This is a genomic window from Chromobacterium piscinae (assembly GCF_021129175.1).
In the GTDB taxonomy this organism is placed as follows: domain Bacteria; phylum Pseudomonadota; class Gammaproteobacteria; order Burkholderiales; family Chromobacteriaceae; genus Chromobacterium; species Chromobacterium piscinae.
Genome location: NZ_JAJOHV010000067.1, coordinates 45,114 through 59,886 on the forward strand (window position 1 = coordinate 45,114; position 14,773 = coordinate 59,886).

General features: G+C 66.5%; 14 protein-coding genes. 5 read left to right on the top strand and 9 right to left on the bottom strand.

All coding sequences use genetic code 11. The features are described 5' to 3' along the window. The 3 genes from LQR33_RS17030 to LQR33_RS17040 all read left to right on the top strand — a co-directional run bounded on the left by LQR33_RS17030 (position 1) and on the right by LQR33_RS17040 (position 2,910). Positions 1–741 carry a class I SAM-dependent methyltransferase gene (locus LQR33_RS17030; RefSeq protein WP_231469830.1) on the top strand — a complete coding sequence of 247 codons (741 nt, stop codon included), beginning with the start codon at positions 1–3 and terminating at the stop codon, positions 739–741. Continuing rightward, positions 728–2,047, top strand: coding sequence for an HDOD domain-containing protein (locus tag LQR33_RS17035; protein WP_166440805.1), 1,320 nt, complete (start codon positions 728–730; stop codon positions 2,045–2,047). The genes LQR33_RS17030 and LQR33_RS17035 overlap by 14 nt, the downstream gene beginning before the upstream one ends. A 65-nt stretch (positions 2,048–2,112) precedes the next feature. After that, a complete protein-coding gene (locus LQR33_RS17040; protein WP_231469832.1) occupies positions 2,113–2,910 on the top strand; it encodes a TrmH family RNA methyltransferase in 798 nt (265 codons plus the stop codon). 51 nt (positions 2,911–2,961) lie between these two features. Here the strand turns inward: LQR33_RS17040 and LQR33_RS17045 are convergent, their stop codons facing one another. The 5 genes from LQR33_RS17045 to gloA2 all read right to left on the bottom strand — a co-directional run bounded on the left by LQR33_RS17045 (position 2,962) and on the right by gloA2 (position 8,665). Continuing rightward, entirely contained in the window at positions 2,962–4,071 is a 1,110-nt protein-coding gene (locus tag LQR33_RS17045) for a 2-methylaconitate cis-trans isomerase PrpF family protein (protein WP_046156372.1), read from the bottom strand. Beyond that, positions 4,071–5,294, bottom strand: a complete 1,224-nt coding sequence (locus LQR33_RS17050; RefSeq protein ID WP_221666362.1) for a multifunctional CCA addition/repair protein — start codon at positions 5,292–5,294, stop codon at positions 4,071–4,073. Before LQR33_RS17050 ends, LQR33_RS17045 begins: the two co-directional genes overlap by 1 nt. A gap of 1 nt (position 5,295) precedes the next feature. Continuing rightward, on the bottom strand, positions 5,296–6,237 hold the full coding sequence (locus tag LQR33_RS17055) for a complex I NDUFA9 subunit family protein (protein WP_221667864.1): 942 nt from the start codon (positions 6,235–6,237) through the stop codon (positions 5,296–5,298). 10 nt (positions 6,238–6,247) lie between these two features. Continuing rightward, positions 6,248–8,137 carry a lytic transglycosylase domain-containing protein gene (locus LQR33_RS17060; protein ID WP_166440801.1) on the bottom strand — a complete coding sequence of 630 codons (1,890 nt, stop codon included), beginning with the start codon at positions 8,135–8,137 and terminating at the stop codon, positions 6,248–6,250. Between the two features lie 129 nt (positions 8,138–8,266). Further along, the gene (gloA2, locus tag LQR33_RS17065; protein ID WP_231177946.1) at positions 8,267–8,665 is read right to left on the bottom strand and encodes an SMU1112c/YaeR family gloxylase I-like metalloprotein; all 399 of its coding nucleotides are present in this window, start codon (positions 8,663–8,665) and stop codon (positions 8,267–8,269) included. A 192-nt stretch (positions 8,666–8,857) separates the two neighbouring features. Here gloA2 and LQR33_RS17070 point away from each other — a divergent pair, with 192 nt between their 5' ends. Together LQR33_RS17070 and LQR33_RS17075 are read left to right on the top strand one after the other, a co-directional pair. Further along, entirely contained in the window at positions 8,858–9,589 is a 732-nt protein-coding gene (locus LQR33_RS17070) for a redoxin family protein (RefSeq protein WP_221668792.1), read from the top strand. A 153-nt stretch (positions 9,590–9,742) separates the two neighbouring features. Beyond that, entirely contained in the window at positions 9,743–11,131 is a 1,389-nt protein-coding gene (locus LQR33_RS17075) for a dihydrolipoyl dehydrogenase (protein ID WP_221666359.1), read from the top strand. Between the two features lie 39 nt (positions 11,132–11,170). Here the strand turns inward: LQR33_RS17075 and LQR33_RS17080 are convergent, their stop codons facing one another. The 4 genes from LQR33_RS17080 to LQR33_RS17095 form a co-directional block, all read right to left on the bottom strand. Beyond that, positions 11,171–12,484, bottom strand: a complete 1,314-nt coding sequence (locus LQR33_RS17080) for an MFS transporter (protein ID WP_221666358.1) — start codon at positions 12,482–12,484, stop codon at positions 11,171–11,173. 72 nt (positions 12,485–12,556) lie between these two features. Continuing rightward, positions 12,557–13,858 carry a NupC/NupG family nucleoside CNT transporter gene (locus LQR33_RS17085; RefSeq protein WP_166440796.1) on the bottom strand — a complete coding sequence of 434 codons (1,302 nt, stop codon included), beginning with the start codon at positions 13,856–13,858 and terminating at the stop codon, positions 12,557–12,559. A gap of 187 nt (positions 13,859–14,045) precedes the next feature. After that, positions 14,046–14,216, bottom strand: coding sequence for a cbb3-type cytochrome oxidase assembly protein CcoS (gene ccoS / locus LQR33_RS17090; RefSeq protein ID WP_046156363.1), 171 nt, complete (start codon positions 14,214–14,216; stop codon positions 14,046–14,048). Then, positions 14,216–14,773, bottom strand: a 558-nt coding sequence (locus tag LQR33_RS17095) for an HAD-IC family P-type ATPase (RefSeq protein WP_231469834.1), incomplete at its 5' end; no start/stop codon positions are given. The genes LQR33_RS17095 and ccoS, both read right to left, overlap by 1 nt.

A 14,773-nucleotide genomic window follows, 5' to 3' on the forward strand; every position in this document is an offset into this window, starting at 1 on the left:
ATGAGGCGGCTGCGCCATCCGCTGCTTCAATTGCTCGCCTGCGTCGGCGCTTGGATTTTCATCGCGCCGGCTTTGCATTTGTTGCCTTGGGCCGCGCTGCAGGGGCTGTTGGCGGGCTTGTGCGCCGTCGCCTTGCGCTTGCCGGGCTGGCAGCGCCTCGCGCATGGATTGTTCATGCCTGCGGTGGCGCTGGCCAGCCTGGCTGGCGTCGCGCCGGGCTGGTACCTGGCGGCGTTGCTGCTGACGCTGGCTCTGGGGCGCAACGCGCTGGTGGAGCGGGTGCCGCTTTACCGTTCCGCGGCCGCGGTGGCGGAACGGCTGGCGGAGCGGCTGGCCGGCGGCGTGTCTTTGCTCGAGGCCGGCTGCGGCGATGGCCGGCTGGCCCTGCAATTGACGCTTCGCCGGCCGGACCTGCGCATGCTGGCATTGGAGAATGCTCTGGGTAGCTGGCTGCTGGCCCGTTTGCGTTGGTGGCGGGCAGGGCGGCCAGTCCGACTGGTGTTTGCCTGCCGCAATTTTTGGAGCGAGGATTGGGGGGGGTATGACGCGATTTACGTGTTCTTGTCGCCGGAGCCCATGCCTAGGGTCTGGAGCAAGTTCGTTGCCGAGGGCCGGGCCGACAGCCTGCTCATCAGCAACACCTTTTCCGTGCCCGGCATCGAACCGGACGAATGCATTCCTCTCGACGGCCCTTTGCAAAAAGAACTATTGATCTGGCACCATCCAAATGGACCTCGATAACTGGACCAAGACCATCGCGGAACGGCGGTGGCCGATTCTGCCCGACACGTTGTTGGAGCTGCGCGACGCTTGCGCCCGCCACAGCGATCTGATCAATTTCACCGACCTGGCCAATCTGTGCCTGTCCGATCCTTTTCTGCTGCTGGATCTGTTCCGGGTGGTGGGCAATTCGCGCGCGCTGCAGCGCAACGAGAGCATCCCCGCGGTGGAGCAGACGCTGCTGCTGATGGGGTTGGAGGCGGTGGTGGTGCGTTTCAATCGCATCGAGCCGCTGGACGCCGCCGAGGGCAAGTTGGACGCGGATGTTTACGAAGCGGTTGGCGACTGGATGGCGCGCAGCCGGGTGGCGGCCCTGATCGTCAAGGAGTGGCTGTCCATCATGGGCGATTTGAAAGTAGAGGACTGCTTCGTCTCCGCGCTGCTGTACAACCTGCCGGCCTGCATCTACATGATTCAGCGCAACCGCTTGCCGGACAAGCCGCTGCTGCAGGAGATGTCCGAGGCGTTCAACGCCGATTACGGCAAGATCCTGCAATCCTTCGTGAAGCACATGCCGCTGCCGAGCGGATTCAACACGCTGTTGGGGCCGGGCGTGCCCAACAAGCGGCGCCAGTTGCTGAAGCTGGCCATTGCCACGGCGAACTCGCTGGATCATGGCATCGCGCGCAGCACCTGGCTGGTGGGGGTGGACACCGCGGCCAAGATGATCAATTGCATGCCGGAGATGGCTTACAACGCCGTGGTGCATGCCGCGCTAAAGGTGGCTAAGCGTCCGCATGTGGTCGGCTATACCTTCCCGGCGCGCGCGCTGCTGCTGCTGACCGATAACGGCAAGAAGCCGGAAATGAAGAAGGCTCAGGCGCTGTCCGACGCCGACCAGCTTGAGAATGCGATTCGGGAGTCGATACGCTTTCTGGCCAACGATCTCAAGTTCGAACGCGTGCTGTATTACCATTACGAGCACGATCTGCACGCGTTGAAGCTGCGCTATCAGGTAGGCGTGGAGGCGGACAACCCGCTGCGCAAGCTCCAGGTGGAGCTGGAGCCGGGCAGCTTCTTCGGCGTGTTCACCGGCAAGCCGCAAAGCTTCCACGCGCCGTCCGATGTCCGCCAGCAGCTGAGCCGGCGTTATGAGGACGAATTCTTCCAGCACATCGGCGACGGCGAATTCGCGCTGATGACCTTGTTCGGCGGACACAGGCTCGGCGGCGTGTTTTATGTCGACAACGCGCGCACCGGCCGCGCGATAGACGACGCTACCTACCATCGCTTCAAGGATCTGATCAGCCGACTGGCCCAGCATTGATGCAAGAAGGCGCGGGGGCGGGTAAACTCTGCCCCTTCGCTTAGCGCCGCATCGGCAGAATCGACATGCATCACATCTCCAAGACCATCACGTCTCCCCACAACGACGAAGTCAAGGCGCTGGCCAGATTGGTCCAGCACAGCCGCGACCGCCGCAAGGAAGGCGTGATGGTGTTGGAGGGCATCCACCTGGCCGAATCCTGTCTGCAGGCGGGCGGCATCTTGTCGCGGGTCTATCTGAACGAGGCGATGGCCGGCAAGCCGGAAGTGCAGAGGCTGCTGGCTGGCTTGCCCGCCGGGTGCGCGGTGATCGCGATGCCTGAAGCGGTGATGGCCAAGGTGACAGCGCTGTCCAGCGCCGGCGAGCTGCTGGCGCTGAGCCCGCGGCCGAGCCCGGAGCAGCCGCCGGCGGCAGCCGCCCGGGTGTTGCTGGAAGACATCCAGGACCCGGGCAATCTAGGTACCATCCTGCGCACGGCCGCCGCGGCCGGCGTGTACGACGTTTTCCTGTCCAAGGGCTGTGTGGACGTGTTCTCTCCCAAGGTGCTGCGCGCTGGCATGGGCGCGCATTTCGCGCTGCGCATACATGAGCACGCCGACCTCGCCGATGAGCTGCGCCGCTTCGGCGGACGCCGGCTGGTCACGCATCTGGAGGGTTCCAGCTCCTTGTACGGTCATGACCTGACCGGGCCGGTGGCCTTCGTGTTCGGCAACGAGGGAGCGGGCGTCAGCGACGCGCTGCTGGCGCTGGCGGACGCGCGCATCCGCATCCCGATGCCCGGCCACGCGGAGTCGTTGAATGTGGCGATGGCGGCGACGATCTGCCTGTTCGAGCGGGTGAGGCAGCAGGAAAAGCCGGCCTGACGCGGCATCGGCCGCGCTCCGCTTGCTTTCATGTCCGGCCGGCAGGACAGCTCAGTCCAGCGGGATGAACACCTCGCCGCGCATCAGCGGACGCGCGGTGCGGGTCAGCACCACCTCGTCCACTTTCCAGCCCAGCGAATCCAGGCCCAGCACGGCTTCCAAAGTCAGCCGGCCGCTGGGGTGGCTGAAGGTCAGCGGCATGCCGCGCACGGGTCCGCCGGCCAGTTCGGCCGGCAGCGTGCCCTCGGTCGCGCAGGCGCAGGCGAGGGCGATGGCGTCGGTGCCGGGATAGGCGGGATGCAGCTTGCCCATCGACAGCGCGCGGGCGTGCAGCGCGCAGTCCGGATCGCCGTCTTGCGACAGGAAGCTGATCTTGGGCGTGGCCGGATATTCGCGTCCGGCGGCGAAGATGTCATCGGCCAAGCCGATGGCCACCGTGGCGGCGGCGCGCGCCATCTCCAGCCGGCGCATGATGGCGGGATCGATCTCGGCGGCGGTTTCGCGGCCCTTCAGGCCGAAGTCGCGGGCGCGGACGAACAGGGTGGGGTTGCCGGCGTCTATCAGCGTGGCGTCCACCTGGCTGCCGTCGGGCAGCTTCAATTTGTCCATCAGCAGGCCGGTGGGGAACATCTCGCTGCAGTCGCCGGCCGGATCCAGATAGCGCAGCCGGATTGGCGCGCCGGGGAAGGCGACGCCGTCGATGAGGAAGTCGCCCTGCCAGACGGCCTGGCCTTCGAATATTTCCAGTTCGGCCAGGATGCGTTTGCCGACATTGGCTTGCCAGATGGCGATGGTGGCGACGCCGTCTTCCGGCCGGGCCAATTTTTCCATCACCGCGAACAGCGGCACGGCGGCGGCAAGGTTGCCGCAATTGCCGGACCAGTCTATCCGCGCCTCGTCGGTGAACACGTGGCCGAACAGCGCGTCCACGTCGCAATCGTCGCGGCGGGAAGGGCTGACGATCACCACCTTGCTGGAGCGGGTGGTGCCGTTGCCCAGGCCATCGGTTTGCCGGCCGTAAGGATCGGGACTGCCGATCGCGCGCAACAGCAAGCTTTGCCATTGCTCGGTGTCGTCGGGCAGCGCGTCGGCCCGGATGAACAGGCCCTTGCTGGTGCCGCCGCGCATCAGCGTGGCGGGAAGGCGATAGTCAGTGTCCATCAGTCCTCCTCCCATTCCTCCTTGCATTTGGAGATGACGGCGATGCGCGCGGCGTCTATCGTGGCCGGGATGGAGGCCTTGTCGGCGCAGCCGGCGGCTATGGCGCCGGCATCAATTTGCAGCGTAGCAGCCAGTTGCGCGCGCAGGTAGTCCTTTTGCGGGTAGGCCGCGTTTTCAAAGCTCAGCCGGCCGCGGGCATCGGCCAGGCAGGCGTCCAGCATCAGCAGGAAACGTTCTGGCCGGCGCAGCGCGTCGCAGTCCTTGAGCATGCGCAGCACCGTTTCCGGTTTCAGCTCCAGCGCCCGGTGGACCTTGGTGTGATGCACCACGGTGATGTGGGCGAGGTCGCGGCAGTCGTTGGGCACGCGGAGCCGGCGGCACAGCTCGGACAGCGGCGCGATGCCGCCTTCCTCGTGGCCGATGTGGCGCGGAAGCACGTCGGCCGGCGTCAGCGCCTTGCCCAAGTCGTGGCCCAGCGCGGCGAAGCGCACCGCCAGCGGCTGGCCGGCCGCCGCGGCGTAGTCCAGCACCCGCATCACGTGGTCGCCGCAATCTATCTCGGGGTGATAGTCGGCGCGTTGCGGCACCCCGAACAGCGCGTCCACCTCGGGCAGGATGCGCGCCAGCGCGCCGCACTCGCGCAGCGTCAGGAACATTCGCGACGGCTTGTCTTCCATCAGCCCCTTGGCCAGCTCCTGCCACACCCGCTCAGCGACCAGCGCGTCCGCCTCGCCGTCGTCCACCATCTGCCGCATCAGCGCCATGGTTTCCGGCGCGACCGCGAAGTCGAAGCGGGCGGCGAAGCGCGCCAGCCGCAGGATGCGCACCGGGTCTTCGGCGAAGGCCGGGCTGACGTGGCGCAGCAGGCGCGCCTTCAGGTCTTCCTGGCCGCCGTACGGGTCGGTCAGGCTGCCGTCGGCCGCCTCGGCGATGGCGTTGATGGTCAGGTCGCGCCGGGCTAGATCCTCTTCCAGCGTCACATCGGGCGAGGTGTGGAAGGTGAAGCCGTGGTAGCCCCTGGCCACCTTGCGCTCGGTGCGGGCCAGCGCGTATTCCTCATGGGTTTCCGGGTGCAGGAACACCGGGAAGTCCTTGCCCACCGGGCGGTAGCCCTGCGCCAGCATGTCATCCGGGGTGGCGCCCACCACCACCCAATCCCGGTCCTTGACCGGGAGGTTCAGCAAGCGGTCGCGCACGGCGCCGCCGACGATGTAGATTTCCATCTCAGCGCGCCGCCTTCGCGCGGTAGCGTGACGCGGTAGCGTTGCGGCCGCGGCCGGCCAGCCAATCAGGCGCCAGCGCCGACAGCGCGGCGGGCTCGAAGCCCAGCAGGCTGGACGGGAAAGGCTGGTCGCTGACGTTGTCCCATTGCAGCGAGCGCACATTGTCGCGGCTCATCAGCGTCGGGCCCGGCAGCCATTCCATCAGCGCCGCCTGCAGCATGGCCAGGCTGTCTGGCAGGCCGACTACCGGGCGGGGATGGCCGCTGGCGCGGCCGGCCAGCCGGGCCAGATCGGCCAGGGTATGGATCTCAGGGCCGGCCAGATCCAGTTTCTTGCCCACGGTTTCCTTGCGCGCCAGGCATTCGCACGCGGCGCGGGCGACGTCGTCCACCCATACCGGCGCCATTTTGCACCCGGCGCCGGCCAGCGGCAGCACCGGCAGCATCTTTTGCAGGTCGGCGAACATATTGAGAAAGGCGTCGTCGCGGCCGAACACGACAGACGGGCGCAATATGGTCCAGTTTAGTCCGCTGGATTCCACCGCCAGCTCGCCCAGCGCCTTGGTCTGCTGATAGTCGCTGGGCGCGTCCTGGGCAGCGCCCAAGGCGCTGATGTGCAGCAGCCGACGCACGTTCTGCCGCCGGCAGGCGGCGACGATCTTTTCCGGCAGCTGGGCGTGGGCTTTTTCAAACTGTGCCCGGCTGCCGTGCAGGATGCCCGCCATGCTGACCACCGCGTCGTGGCCATCGACCAGCATGGCCAGCTGGGCTGGGTCGTGGATGTCGACCGAAACCAGCTCGGCCGACGGCAGCACGCGGAAACCGGGCGGCGGGGCGCGGCGGCTGGCGATGGTGAGCCGGTGGCCGCGGCTGGCCAACTGGGCGGCGAGATGGCGGCCGATGAAGCCGCTGCCGCCTATCAGGCAAATTCTCTGCGAGGTCATGTCGTTTTCCTCAGCGCGCCGGCACGATTCCCATGCGGTTTCTCAGGGAGATGTTGGCATGGCCGAAGGTGCTGGAGTAGTAGGCGGCGTTGGCCATCACCTTCTGCACGTAATCGCGCGTCTCGCTGAAGGGAATGGTTTCGGCGTAGATGGTGCCGTCCAGCGCGCGGTCGGCCTGCCAGTTGCGGGCGCGGCCGGGGCCGGCGTTGTAGGCGGCGGTGGCCATCACTTGGTTGCCGGACAGGTTGTCCAGCACGTAGCGCAGATACCAGGTGCCGAGCTGGACATTGGTGTCGATGTCGTTGACCGCGAAGTGGGTGAGGCCGATCTTCTTGGCCGCCCACTTGGCGGTGGCCGGCATCAGCTGCATCAGGCCGGAAGCGCCGACGCCGGAGCGGGCCATGGTGATGAAGCGGCTTTCCTGGCGGATCAGGCCGTAAACCCAGGCGTCGTCGATATCCAGCTGGCGCGCGTATTTCTGCGTGACTTCGCGGTAGGGCGTCAGGTAACGCAGCGAGAAATCGTGTTCTTCCTTGGTGCGCTCGGCGCTGTAGATCGCCATGTCGTAGAAGTTTTCCTTGCGCGCGATCTCGGCGGCGGCCAGCAGCTCCATATCGTTGCGGCCGCGCATCGCCCAGCGCCATTCGCGCTGCGCGTCGGTGCGGAACTCCGGCTTGGTGTAGATTTCGGCGACGCTGAGCAGCGCCAGAGAGCGGCGAACGGCCGGGTCGGCCTTCATCCGGGCGACGTCGTCGCTGCTCGGGCCGGTTTTGCTGGCGGACGCGGATAGGCTGTTGCCCAGCTCTTCCAGCGACAGCAGCGCGTAATAGTTGTGGCCGACGCTGGCCTGGCTGAACAGCGGAGCTGCTTCGGCCGGCTTGCCTTGCTGCTTCAGCGAGCGGGCCAGCCAGTAGCGCCAGGCAGGCTTGGCGGCCAGCTCCTGAGGCATGCGGCGGATGACGCCGTCCAGCTGGCTCCATTGCTCCAGCCGCAGCGCCGAGCGCGCCCACCATTCCCATTGGTCAGTGGTCAACTGGCGCGGGTCGGCTTTTTCAAACCATTGCAGCGCCTGGCCGGCCTGCTGCTTGCGGGCGGACAGCAGCGCCAGCTGGCCCCAGCCGAAGCCGGCGCGGTCGGGCGTCAGTTGGCTTTCCACGCGGGACAGCATCGCCGCCGCGCCGTTCAGATCGGTCTTGCCCTTGCGCACGGTGTCGTAGAGGATGGCTTCCTGGCCGCCCGGGGTGTCCGGGCTGGCGAGAGAGGGCTTGTTGAGCGCGGCGTTGTCCAGCGGCAACTGGGTGTCGCTGGCCAGCTGGCGTGCCTGGGTGAGGTAGTTGCCGGCCAGCAGCAGGCGGGCGCGGCGCCACAGCCAGTCCTGGCTTAGCGCGCCGCGGGCATAGGCCATGTCTATCAGCCGGTTGCAGCCATCCGGCGCCGGCTTGCCTTCCAGGAACCGGTCCAGATTGCCCGGTTTTTGCCCCTGGCGCATTTGCAGCAGCTCGCCGTAGCAGCTCGATTCCTCATCGCGGCCTTCGGGCGGCAGCTTTTTCCATTCATTGGCGAAGGCGGCCCAGTCTTCGCGCAGGCCCAGTTTCTTCACCCATTCATTGCGTATCCGTTCCGGCATCAGGCCTTCCGGCGTCCGGGCCAGGAAGCGCAGCACCTGGGCGTCGTCGTTGCGGTCCAGCGCCTTCCAGGTTTGCCAGTATTCCGGATAGTCCTTCAGCGGGTAATTGTCGGGCAGCTTGTCGCCCAGGCTGGCCAGTTTGGCCAGATCGTTGGCGCGGAAGGCGTCGCGGGCGGCGAGCAGGGCGTCGTCGGGGCCGGCCAGCGCAGGCAGGGCGGCGCCCAGGGCCAGGGTCAGGCCCGCCAGGCGGATGGGGGTGGTCAAAGCTTTCATTTGCGTTCCGTCTGTTGGGGTCTCCGCGCCGACTGGCGGCGCGGCGGCGGCGGGGCGTCCCGCGCGCTCAATGCTTATTTCAATATGACAGGCCGCGGCGCGGAGCGCTCGCTTTCATGGCCCGCGTTTTCAGGCCGTCGGCGCGGCCTGGTAGAACTCGATCGGCAAGCCGTCCGGATCGGCGCAGAAGAAAAAACTCGCGCCGGTGTATTCGTCCACCCTGATGCCTTCCACGCTCACGCCTTGGTCTTGCAGATGGCCGCGCATCGCTTCCGCGTCGTCGCAGGCTAGCGCCAGGTGGCGCAGGCCGCAGGCTTCCGGCCGGCTGGGACGGGGCGGCGGGGAGGGGAAGCTGAACAGTTCGATCTGGCCGCCGCCCGGCAGCGCCAGGTCCAACTTCCAGGACAGTCTTTCCTCGCGCCAGTTCTCGGCGATGACTTTAAAACCGAGCGCGCGGCAGTAGAAGTCGCGCGAGCGCGCGTAGTCGGACGCGATGATGGCGACGTGGTGCAGGCCGGTGATATGCATGGCTGTTGAGGCTGGGTGTTGCCGGATGCCGCCATTTTAGCGTCGCTGCGGGCGGGCTGCCCAGCGGCGGAGATGGGCATTGAAAAAGACAATCAAAAGTCTTGTGACAATCAATTAGACGAATTTTGCCTTGGCTATCAGAATGCACCCATCGATAGCTAACAACCGCAGTCAACCCTCAAGGAGATAGCCATGCTGCAAAATCGTGAAGGCCAACGCGTACCGAACGTCACTTTCCGCATCCGTGAAAACAACGAGTGGAAGAATGTCACCACCGCCGAGCTGTTCGACGGCAAGACCGTCGCCCTGTTCTCGCTGCCGGGCGCGTTCACCCCGACCTGCTCGTCCACCCACCTGCCGCGCTTCAACGAACTGGCGCCGTCCTTCTTCGCCAACGGCGTGGACGCCATCCTGTGCGTGTCGGTCAACGACACCTTCGTGATGAACGAATGGGCTAAGGACCAGGAAGCGCAGAACATCGTGATGATCCCGGACGGCAACGGCGACTTCACCGAAGGCATGGGCATGCTGGTGGACAAGCAGGACCTGGGCTTCGGCAAGCGCAGCTGGCGCTACTCGATGCTGGTCAAGGACGGCGTGGTGGACAAGATGTTCGTCGAGCCGCAAGAGCCGGGCGATCCGTTCAAAGTGTCCGACGCCGACACCATGCTGAACTACATCAACCCGGCCGCCAAGAAGCCTGACCAGGTCGTGGTGTTCACCAAGGTTGGCTGCCCGCACTGCGCCCGCGCCAAGGCCGTGCTGGCCGAAAACGGCTACGACTTCGTCGAAGTCCCGCTGGACAACAAGATCCGCGGCAAGGTGCTGGGCGCGGTGTCCGGCGCGATGACCGCTCCGCAGGTGTTCATCAACGGCGAGCTGATCGGCTCCGCCGACGAAGTGGAAAAGCGCTTCGCCAAATAAGACGTTCGACTCCGGCGGCTTCGGGCCCTGACGCCGCCGGATGGCTTGGGCCGGTACTCCTGCCGGCCGTTTTTTCCAGCCGGGATGCGGGACGGCATGCTCGCCATGCGCAGCGTGCCGCGCCGCATCCCCGCCAGATAGAGGATAAGAACCATGAAAACCATCCACATCGACGTAGCCGTCATCGGCGCCGGCACAGCCGGCCTTGCCGCCTACCGCGCCGCCAAGGCCGGCGGCGCCTCTGCCCTGATCATAGAGGGCGGCCCTTACGGCACCACTTGCGCCCGGGTCGGCTGCATGCCGTCCAAGCTGCTTATCGCCGCGGCCGAGGCCGCCCATCACGCGAGCCATACCGAACTGTTCGGCGTGCATGTGGATGGCGAAGTCCGCATCGACGGCCGCGAGGTGATGGCCCGCGTCAAGAGCGAACGCGACCGTTTCGTCGGCTTCGTGGTGCGCAGCGTGGATGGCATTCCGGCTGAGGACAAGCTGCCTGGCTATGCCCATTTCGTCGACAACACCACGCTTCAAGTCGATGACCACACCATCGTCCAGGCCAAGCGGGTGGTGATCGCCACCGGCTCGTCGCCGGCCATTCCCGCGCCGTTCAAGGCTTTCGGCGACCGGCTGATCGTCAACGACGACGTGTTCGACTGGGACACGCTGCCGCAAAGCGTGGCGGTGTTCGGCCCCGGCGTGATCGGTTTGGAGCTGGGCCAGGCGCTGGCGCGGCTGGGCGTGAGGGTTAAGGTGTTCGGTGCCCGAGGCGGCGTGGGGCCGCTGAGCGATCCGGCGGTGCGCGAATACGCCCGCCAGGCATTGTCCGAACAGTTCTATCTGGACCCGGACGCCAAGGTGCTGGAAATGGCCTGCGACGCTGACGCCGCGCGCATCCGCTATGTCAATCTGGACGGCGAAGAGGTAGAGGAGCGTTTCGATTACGTGCTGGCGGCCACCGGCCGCGCGCCCAATGTCCGCGGCCTGGGACTGGAAAACACCAGTCTGAGGCTGGATGCCGGCGGCGTGCCGCTGTTCGACGCCAAGACGCTGCAGTGCGGAGATTCCCCGGTATTCATCGCCGGTGACGCCAACAACATCCTGCCGTTGCTGCACGAAGCGGCCGACGAGGGCAAGACGGCCGGCGCCAACGCCGCCGCCTACCCGGCGGTATCCGCCGGCCTGCGCCGCTCCACCATCGCGGTGGTGTTCTCCGATCCGCAGATGATGATGGTGGGCAGCCGCTTCGCCGATCTGCAGATGGGCAGCTTCGTCACCGGCGAGATCAGCTTCGAAGACCAGGGCCGCAGCCGGGTGATGGGTATCAACAAGGGCCTGTTGCACGTGTACGCCGACAAGGCGACCGGCCGATTCCTGGGCGCGGAGATGATAGGCCCGCGCGCCGAGAACCTGGCCCACCTGCTGGCCTGGAGCCATCAGCAGGGGCTGACCATCGCGCAGATGCTGGACATGCCGTTCTACCATCCGGTGATAGAAGAAGGCCTGCGCACCGCGCTGCGCGACGCGGCGGCCCGCCTGACTTGAGGCGGAATGCAATGAAAAACGGGGCGAAAGCCCCGTTTTTCATCCTCGCTTCAGCAGCGCGCGCGCCCAGCTGAAGCGCTCGCGCCAGATCACCGGCGCGCGCCAGGCCAGGTGGGCGGTGGCCAGGATGTTGAGCGCGGCCACGGCCAGCAGCAGCATGGAGATGCTGTCGTACCATTTCAGCATCAGCGCGCTGCCGATGGCGGCGGCCACCATGTAGAAGCCGTTGATGATGTTGTTGGCTGCTACGGCCTGCGAGCGGAAGGCGTCCGGGCTGCCGGTCTGCAGCCAGGTGTACAGCGGCACGGTGAAGAAGCCGCCGAAGAAGCCCAGCAGCGTCACGTCCACGATGGCGCGCCAGCTGCCGGCCTTGGCCAGGAACGCCGGCAGCGCGGCCAGCGGGCCGTGGTAGGACGGCATCGCGCCTAGCGCCAGATCGCCGCCGAACACCGTCATGCCGGCGCTGCCGAGCAGCACGATGCCCAGCTGCAGCTTGCCGCGCGACAGCTTGGCGCAGGCGATGGAGCCCGCGCCGATGCCGATGGAGAACAGCGCCAGCAGCAGGGTGTAGACATCGGCGTCGCCGCCCAGGTGCAGCCGGGTGAAGGTGGGCAGCTGGGTGGTGTAGACCGCGCCCATCAGCCAGAACCAGGAAATGCCCAGTATCGAGCAGCGCACATCGTGGATGCGCCAGGCTTCGCGGATCAGCCGCACCGAGTCTCCGAGGAAATTCCACGACAGCTTCAGGTGCGGCGCGCCGGGCGCGACCGAAGGCATGGTGGCGCTGCTGAAGTAGCCGAGGATGGCGACCAAGAGCAGCGCGCCGACGATCAGCAGCGCGCCGCTGTGGGTGAGCAGGCTGCCGCTGAGCTGGCCCAGCAGGATGGCGAGAAAGGTGCCCATCTCGATCAGGCCGGTGCCGCCCACCAGCTCATGCTCTTTCAGGTATTGCGGCAGCACCGAGTATTTCAGCGGGCCGAAGAAGGCCGAGTGCACGCCCATCAGGAACAGCGCGGACAGCAGGATGGCGGCGGATTTCAGCAGGAAGCCGGCGCCGGCCACCAGCATGATGACGATTTCGGCCAGCTTGATCATGCGCGCGATGCGCGCCTTGTCGTAGCGCTCGGTCAGCTTGCCGGCGCTGGCGGAAAACAGGAAGAAGGGCAGGATGAAGATGCCGGCGGCCAGATTGACCAGCTGCTGCGGCGGCATGCCCATCATTTCCAGGCCATGGAAGCTGATCAGCACCACGATGGCGGTTTTCAGCATATTGTCGTTGAAGGCCCCCAGAAACTGGGTGCCGAACAAGGGCAGGAAGCGCCGGGTGGCGAAGAAGGAGAAGTCAGCTTTCACGATGGCCGGTTATGAAAAAGGCGGGAACCGCATGCTAACGGATTCCCGCCTCGCTGTCAGTCGCGGCTCAAATCAGAACAGCGACAGCCACAGGCCGCTGGCGGTGGCGGTCATGAAGCCGGTGAGGATGGATGCCGCCAGCGCGCGCATGCCGATCTGGGCCAGTTCCTGCTGCCGTTCCGGCGCCAGCGCGCCGATGCCGGCCACGCAGATGCCCACCGACGACAAGTTGGAGAAGCTGGCCAGCGCGAAGGTGGAGATCATCACCGTCGGCGCCGACAGTGTGCCGGCGGCCTTCATCTTGGCCAGGTCCATGTAGGCGATGAACTCGTTGAGCACGATCTTCTGGCCCAGCAGGCTGCCGACGCCCAGCGTCTCGTTCCAGCCGATGCCCATCAGGAAGGCGAACACGCGGAACACCTGGCCCACCAGGTATTGCAGCGTCAGGCCGTCGAACATGCCGTGGGTGGACGCCTGGATGGCGGCGTTGACGCCCAGCAGCTCGCCCAGGCCGTCCTTCACCAGGAAGTTGGCCAGCGCGATCAGGGCTACGATGGCCAGCAGGATGGTGGCGACGGCGGCGGCCATCTTCATGCCGTCCAGCGCGCCGGTCACCACCGCGCTGACGAAATTGCCCTCGCTCTTTTCCTTGGACGACTGCAGCTTGCTGCTGGACAGCGCCTCGGGCGTGGTTTCCGGGAACATGATCTTGCAGAACACCACCGCCCCGGCCGCGTTCATGCAGGAGGCGGTCAGCAGATAGGTGGCGAAGCGCGCCTGTTCGGCCGTGTCCGATCCGCCGAGGAAGGCGACGTAGGCCGCCAGCACGCCGCCGGACAGCGTGGACATGCCGGCGATCATGATGCAGGCCAGCTCGGAGCGGGTCATGTGGCGGATGTAGGGGCGGACCAGCAGCGGCGCCTCGGTCTGGCCGAGGAAGATGTTGGCGGCGGCCACCACGCTTTCCGGGCCGGAGATGCCCATGCTGCGCTTCATCGCCCAGGCCAGGCCGGCGACCACGCGCTGCAGGATGCCGAAATGGTAGAGCAGGGCGCTGAAGGCGGAGAAGAAGATGATCACCGGCAGCACGGTGAAGGCGAACAGGAAGCCCAGTTTGCCGCTGGGTTTGGCTAGATCGCCGAAGATGAAACCCGCGCCGTCGCCGGCGAAGCTCAGCACCTTGGCGAAGCCGGCGCCGAAGGCGGAGACGCCGTGGTGGACGGCGGGCACGTAGTTGATCAGCAGGAACAGGCCGTTCTGGATGGCGAGGCCGATCAGCACGGTGCGCCAGTTGACGGCGCGGCGGTTGGTCGAGAACAGGTAGGCGGCGGCGACGAGAAGCAGCATGCCGGCCAGTGCTTGGATGGTATTCACGGAGGCCCTTGGACTAGCGATGGGCGGCGTGTCGGCGCCCGTCCAGTCAGGGATGCCTTCCGCCGCGCCAAATCATGATTGGCTAATGCTTGAAGGCGCGGCATTTTACAGCAAAAGGCCATCTCCCTGAAAGGGAAATGGCTCGGACTTGCGCATTTTACCCGGATGGCGTGCCGGGCTTGGCGCGTCAATGCTGCGGCTTGTCGTCTTCGTGAGTGGCGTCGTCGTCCATCAGGATGCGATGGGCGGGGCCTTGCATGTCGTCGAACTGGCCGGAGCGGGTGGCCCACCAGAAAATGGCGCCGATCACGAAGACCAGCACCAGGCTGAGCGGGATGAGCAGGTAGAGGCTTTCCATCAGGGATTCCGTTTGACGAGACGCAGCGCGTTGCCGACTACCAGCAGCGAGCTCAGTGCCATGCCCAGGCTGGCCAGCCAGGGCGTGACGTGGCCCAGCACCGCCAGCGGCAGCGCGACGACATTATACCCGGCCGCCCAGATCAGGTTCTGCCGGATCACCGCCAGCGCGCGCCGGCTGACAAGCAGAGAGTCGGCGATCAGGCTCAGCCGGTCGCCCATCAGCACCATGTCGCCGCTGGCGCGGGCGACGTCGGTGCCGCCGCCCATGGCGATGGATACGTCGGCGCGTGCCAGCACCGGCGCGTCGTTGACGCCGTCTCCCACCATCAGCACCCGCCTGCCCTTGGCCTGCAGCGCGGCGACGTAGGCGAGCTTGTCCTCCGGCGTCGCGCGCGAGCGCCACTGCTTGATGCCGAGTTTGGCGGCCAGGCCGGCCACCGGGCCTTCGCCGTCGCCGCTGAGCAGATGGACGGCCAGCCCGCGGCGGGACAGCTCGGCCACCAGCGCCGCGGCGTCGTCGCGGCAGGCGTCGCCGATGGCGAAGCGGGCCTGCAC

Coding starts and splice junctions, on each gene's coding strand:
- LQR33_RS17030 (WP_231469830.1), top strand. CDS start 1: ATGAGGCGGCTGCGCCATCCGCTGCTTCAATTGCTCGCCTGCGTCGGC.
- LQR33_RS17035 (WP_166440805.1), top strand. CDS start 728: ATGGACCTCGATAACTGGACCAAGACCATCGCGGAACGGCGGTGGCCG.
- LQR33_RS17040 (WP_231469832.1), top strand. CDS start 2,113: ATGCATCACATCTCCAAGACCATCACGTCTCCCCACAACGACGAAGTC.
- LQR33_RS17045 (WP_046156372.1), bottom strand. CDS start 4,071: ATGGACACTGACTATCGCCTTCCCGCCACGCTGATGCGCGGCGGCACC.
- LQR33_RS17050 (WP_221666362.1), bottom strand. CDS start 5,294: ATGGAAATCTACATCGTCGGCGGCGCCGTGCGCGACCGCTTGCTGAAC.
- LQR33_RS17055 (WP_221667864.1), bottom strand. CDS start 6,237: ATGACCTCGCAGAGAATTTGCCTGATAGGCGGCAGCGGCTTCATCGGC.
- LQR33_RS17060 (WP_166440801.1), bottom strand. CDS start 8,137: ATGAAAGCTTTGACCACCCCCATCCGCCTGGCGGGCCTGACCCTGGCC.
- gloA2 (WP_231177946.1), bottom strand. CDS start 8,665: ATGCATATCACCGGCCTGCACCACGTCGCCATCATCGCGTCCGACTAC.
- LQR33_RS17070 (WP_221668792.1), top strand. CDS start 8,858: ATGCTGCAAAATCGTGAAGGCCAACGCGTACCGAACGTCACTTTCCGC.
- LQR33_RS17075 (WP_221666359.1), top strand. CDS start 9,743: ATGAAAACCATCCACATCGACGTAGCCGTCATCGGCGCCGGCACAGCC.
- ccoS (WP_046156363.1), bottom strand. CDS start 14,216: ATGGAAAGCCTCTACCTGCTCATCCCGCTCAGCCTGGTGCTGGTCTTC.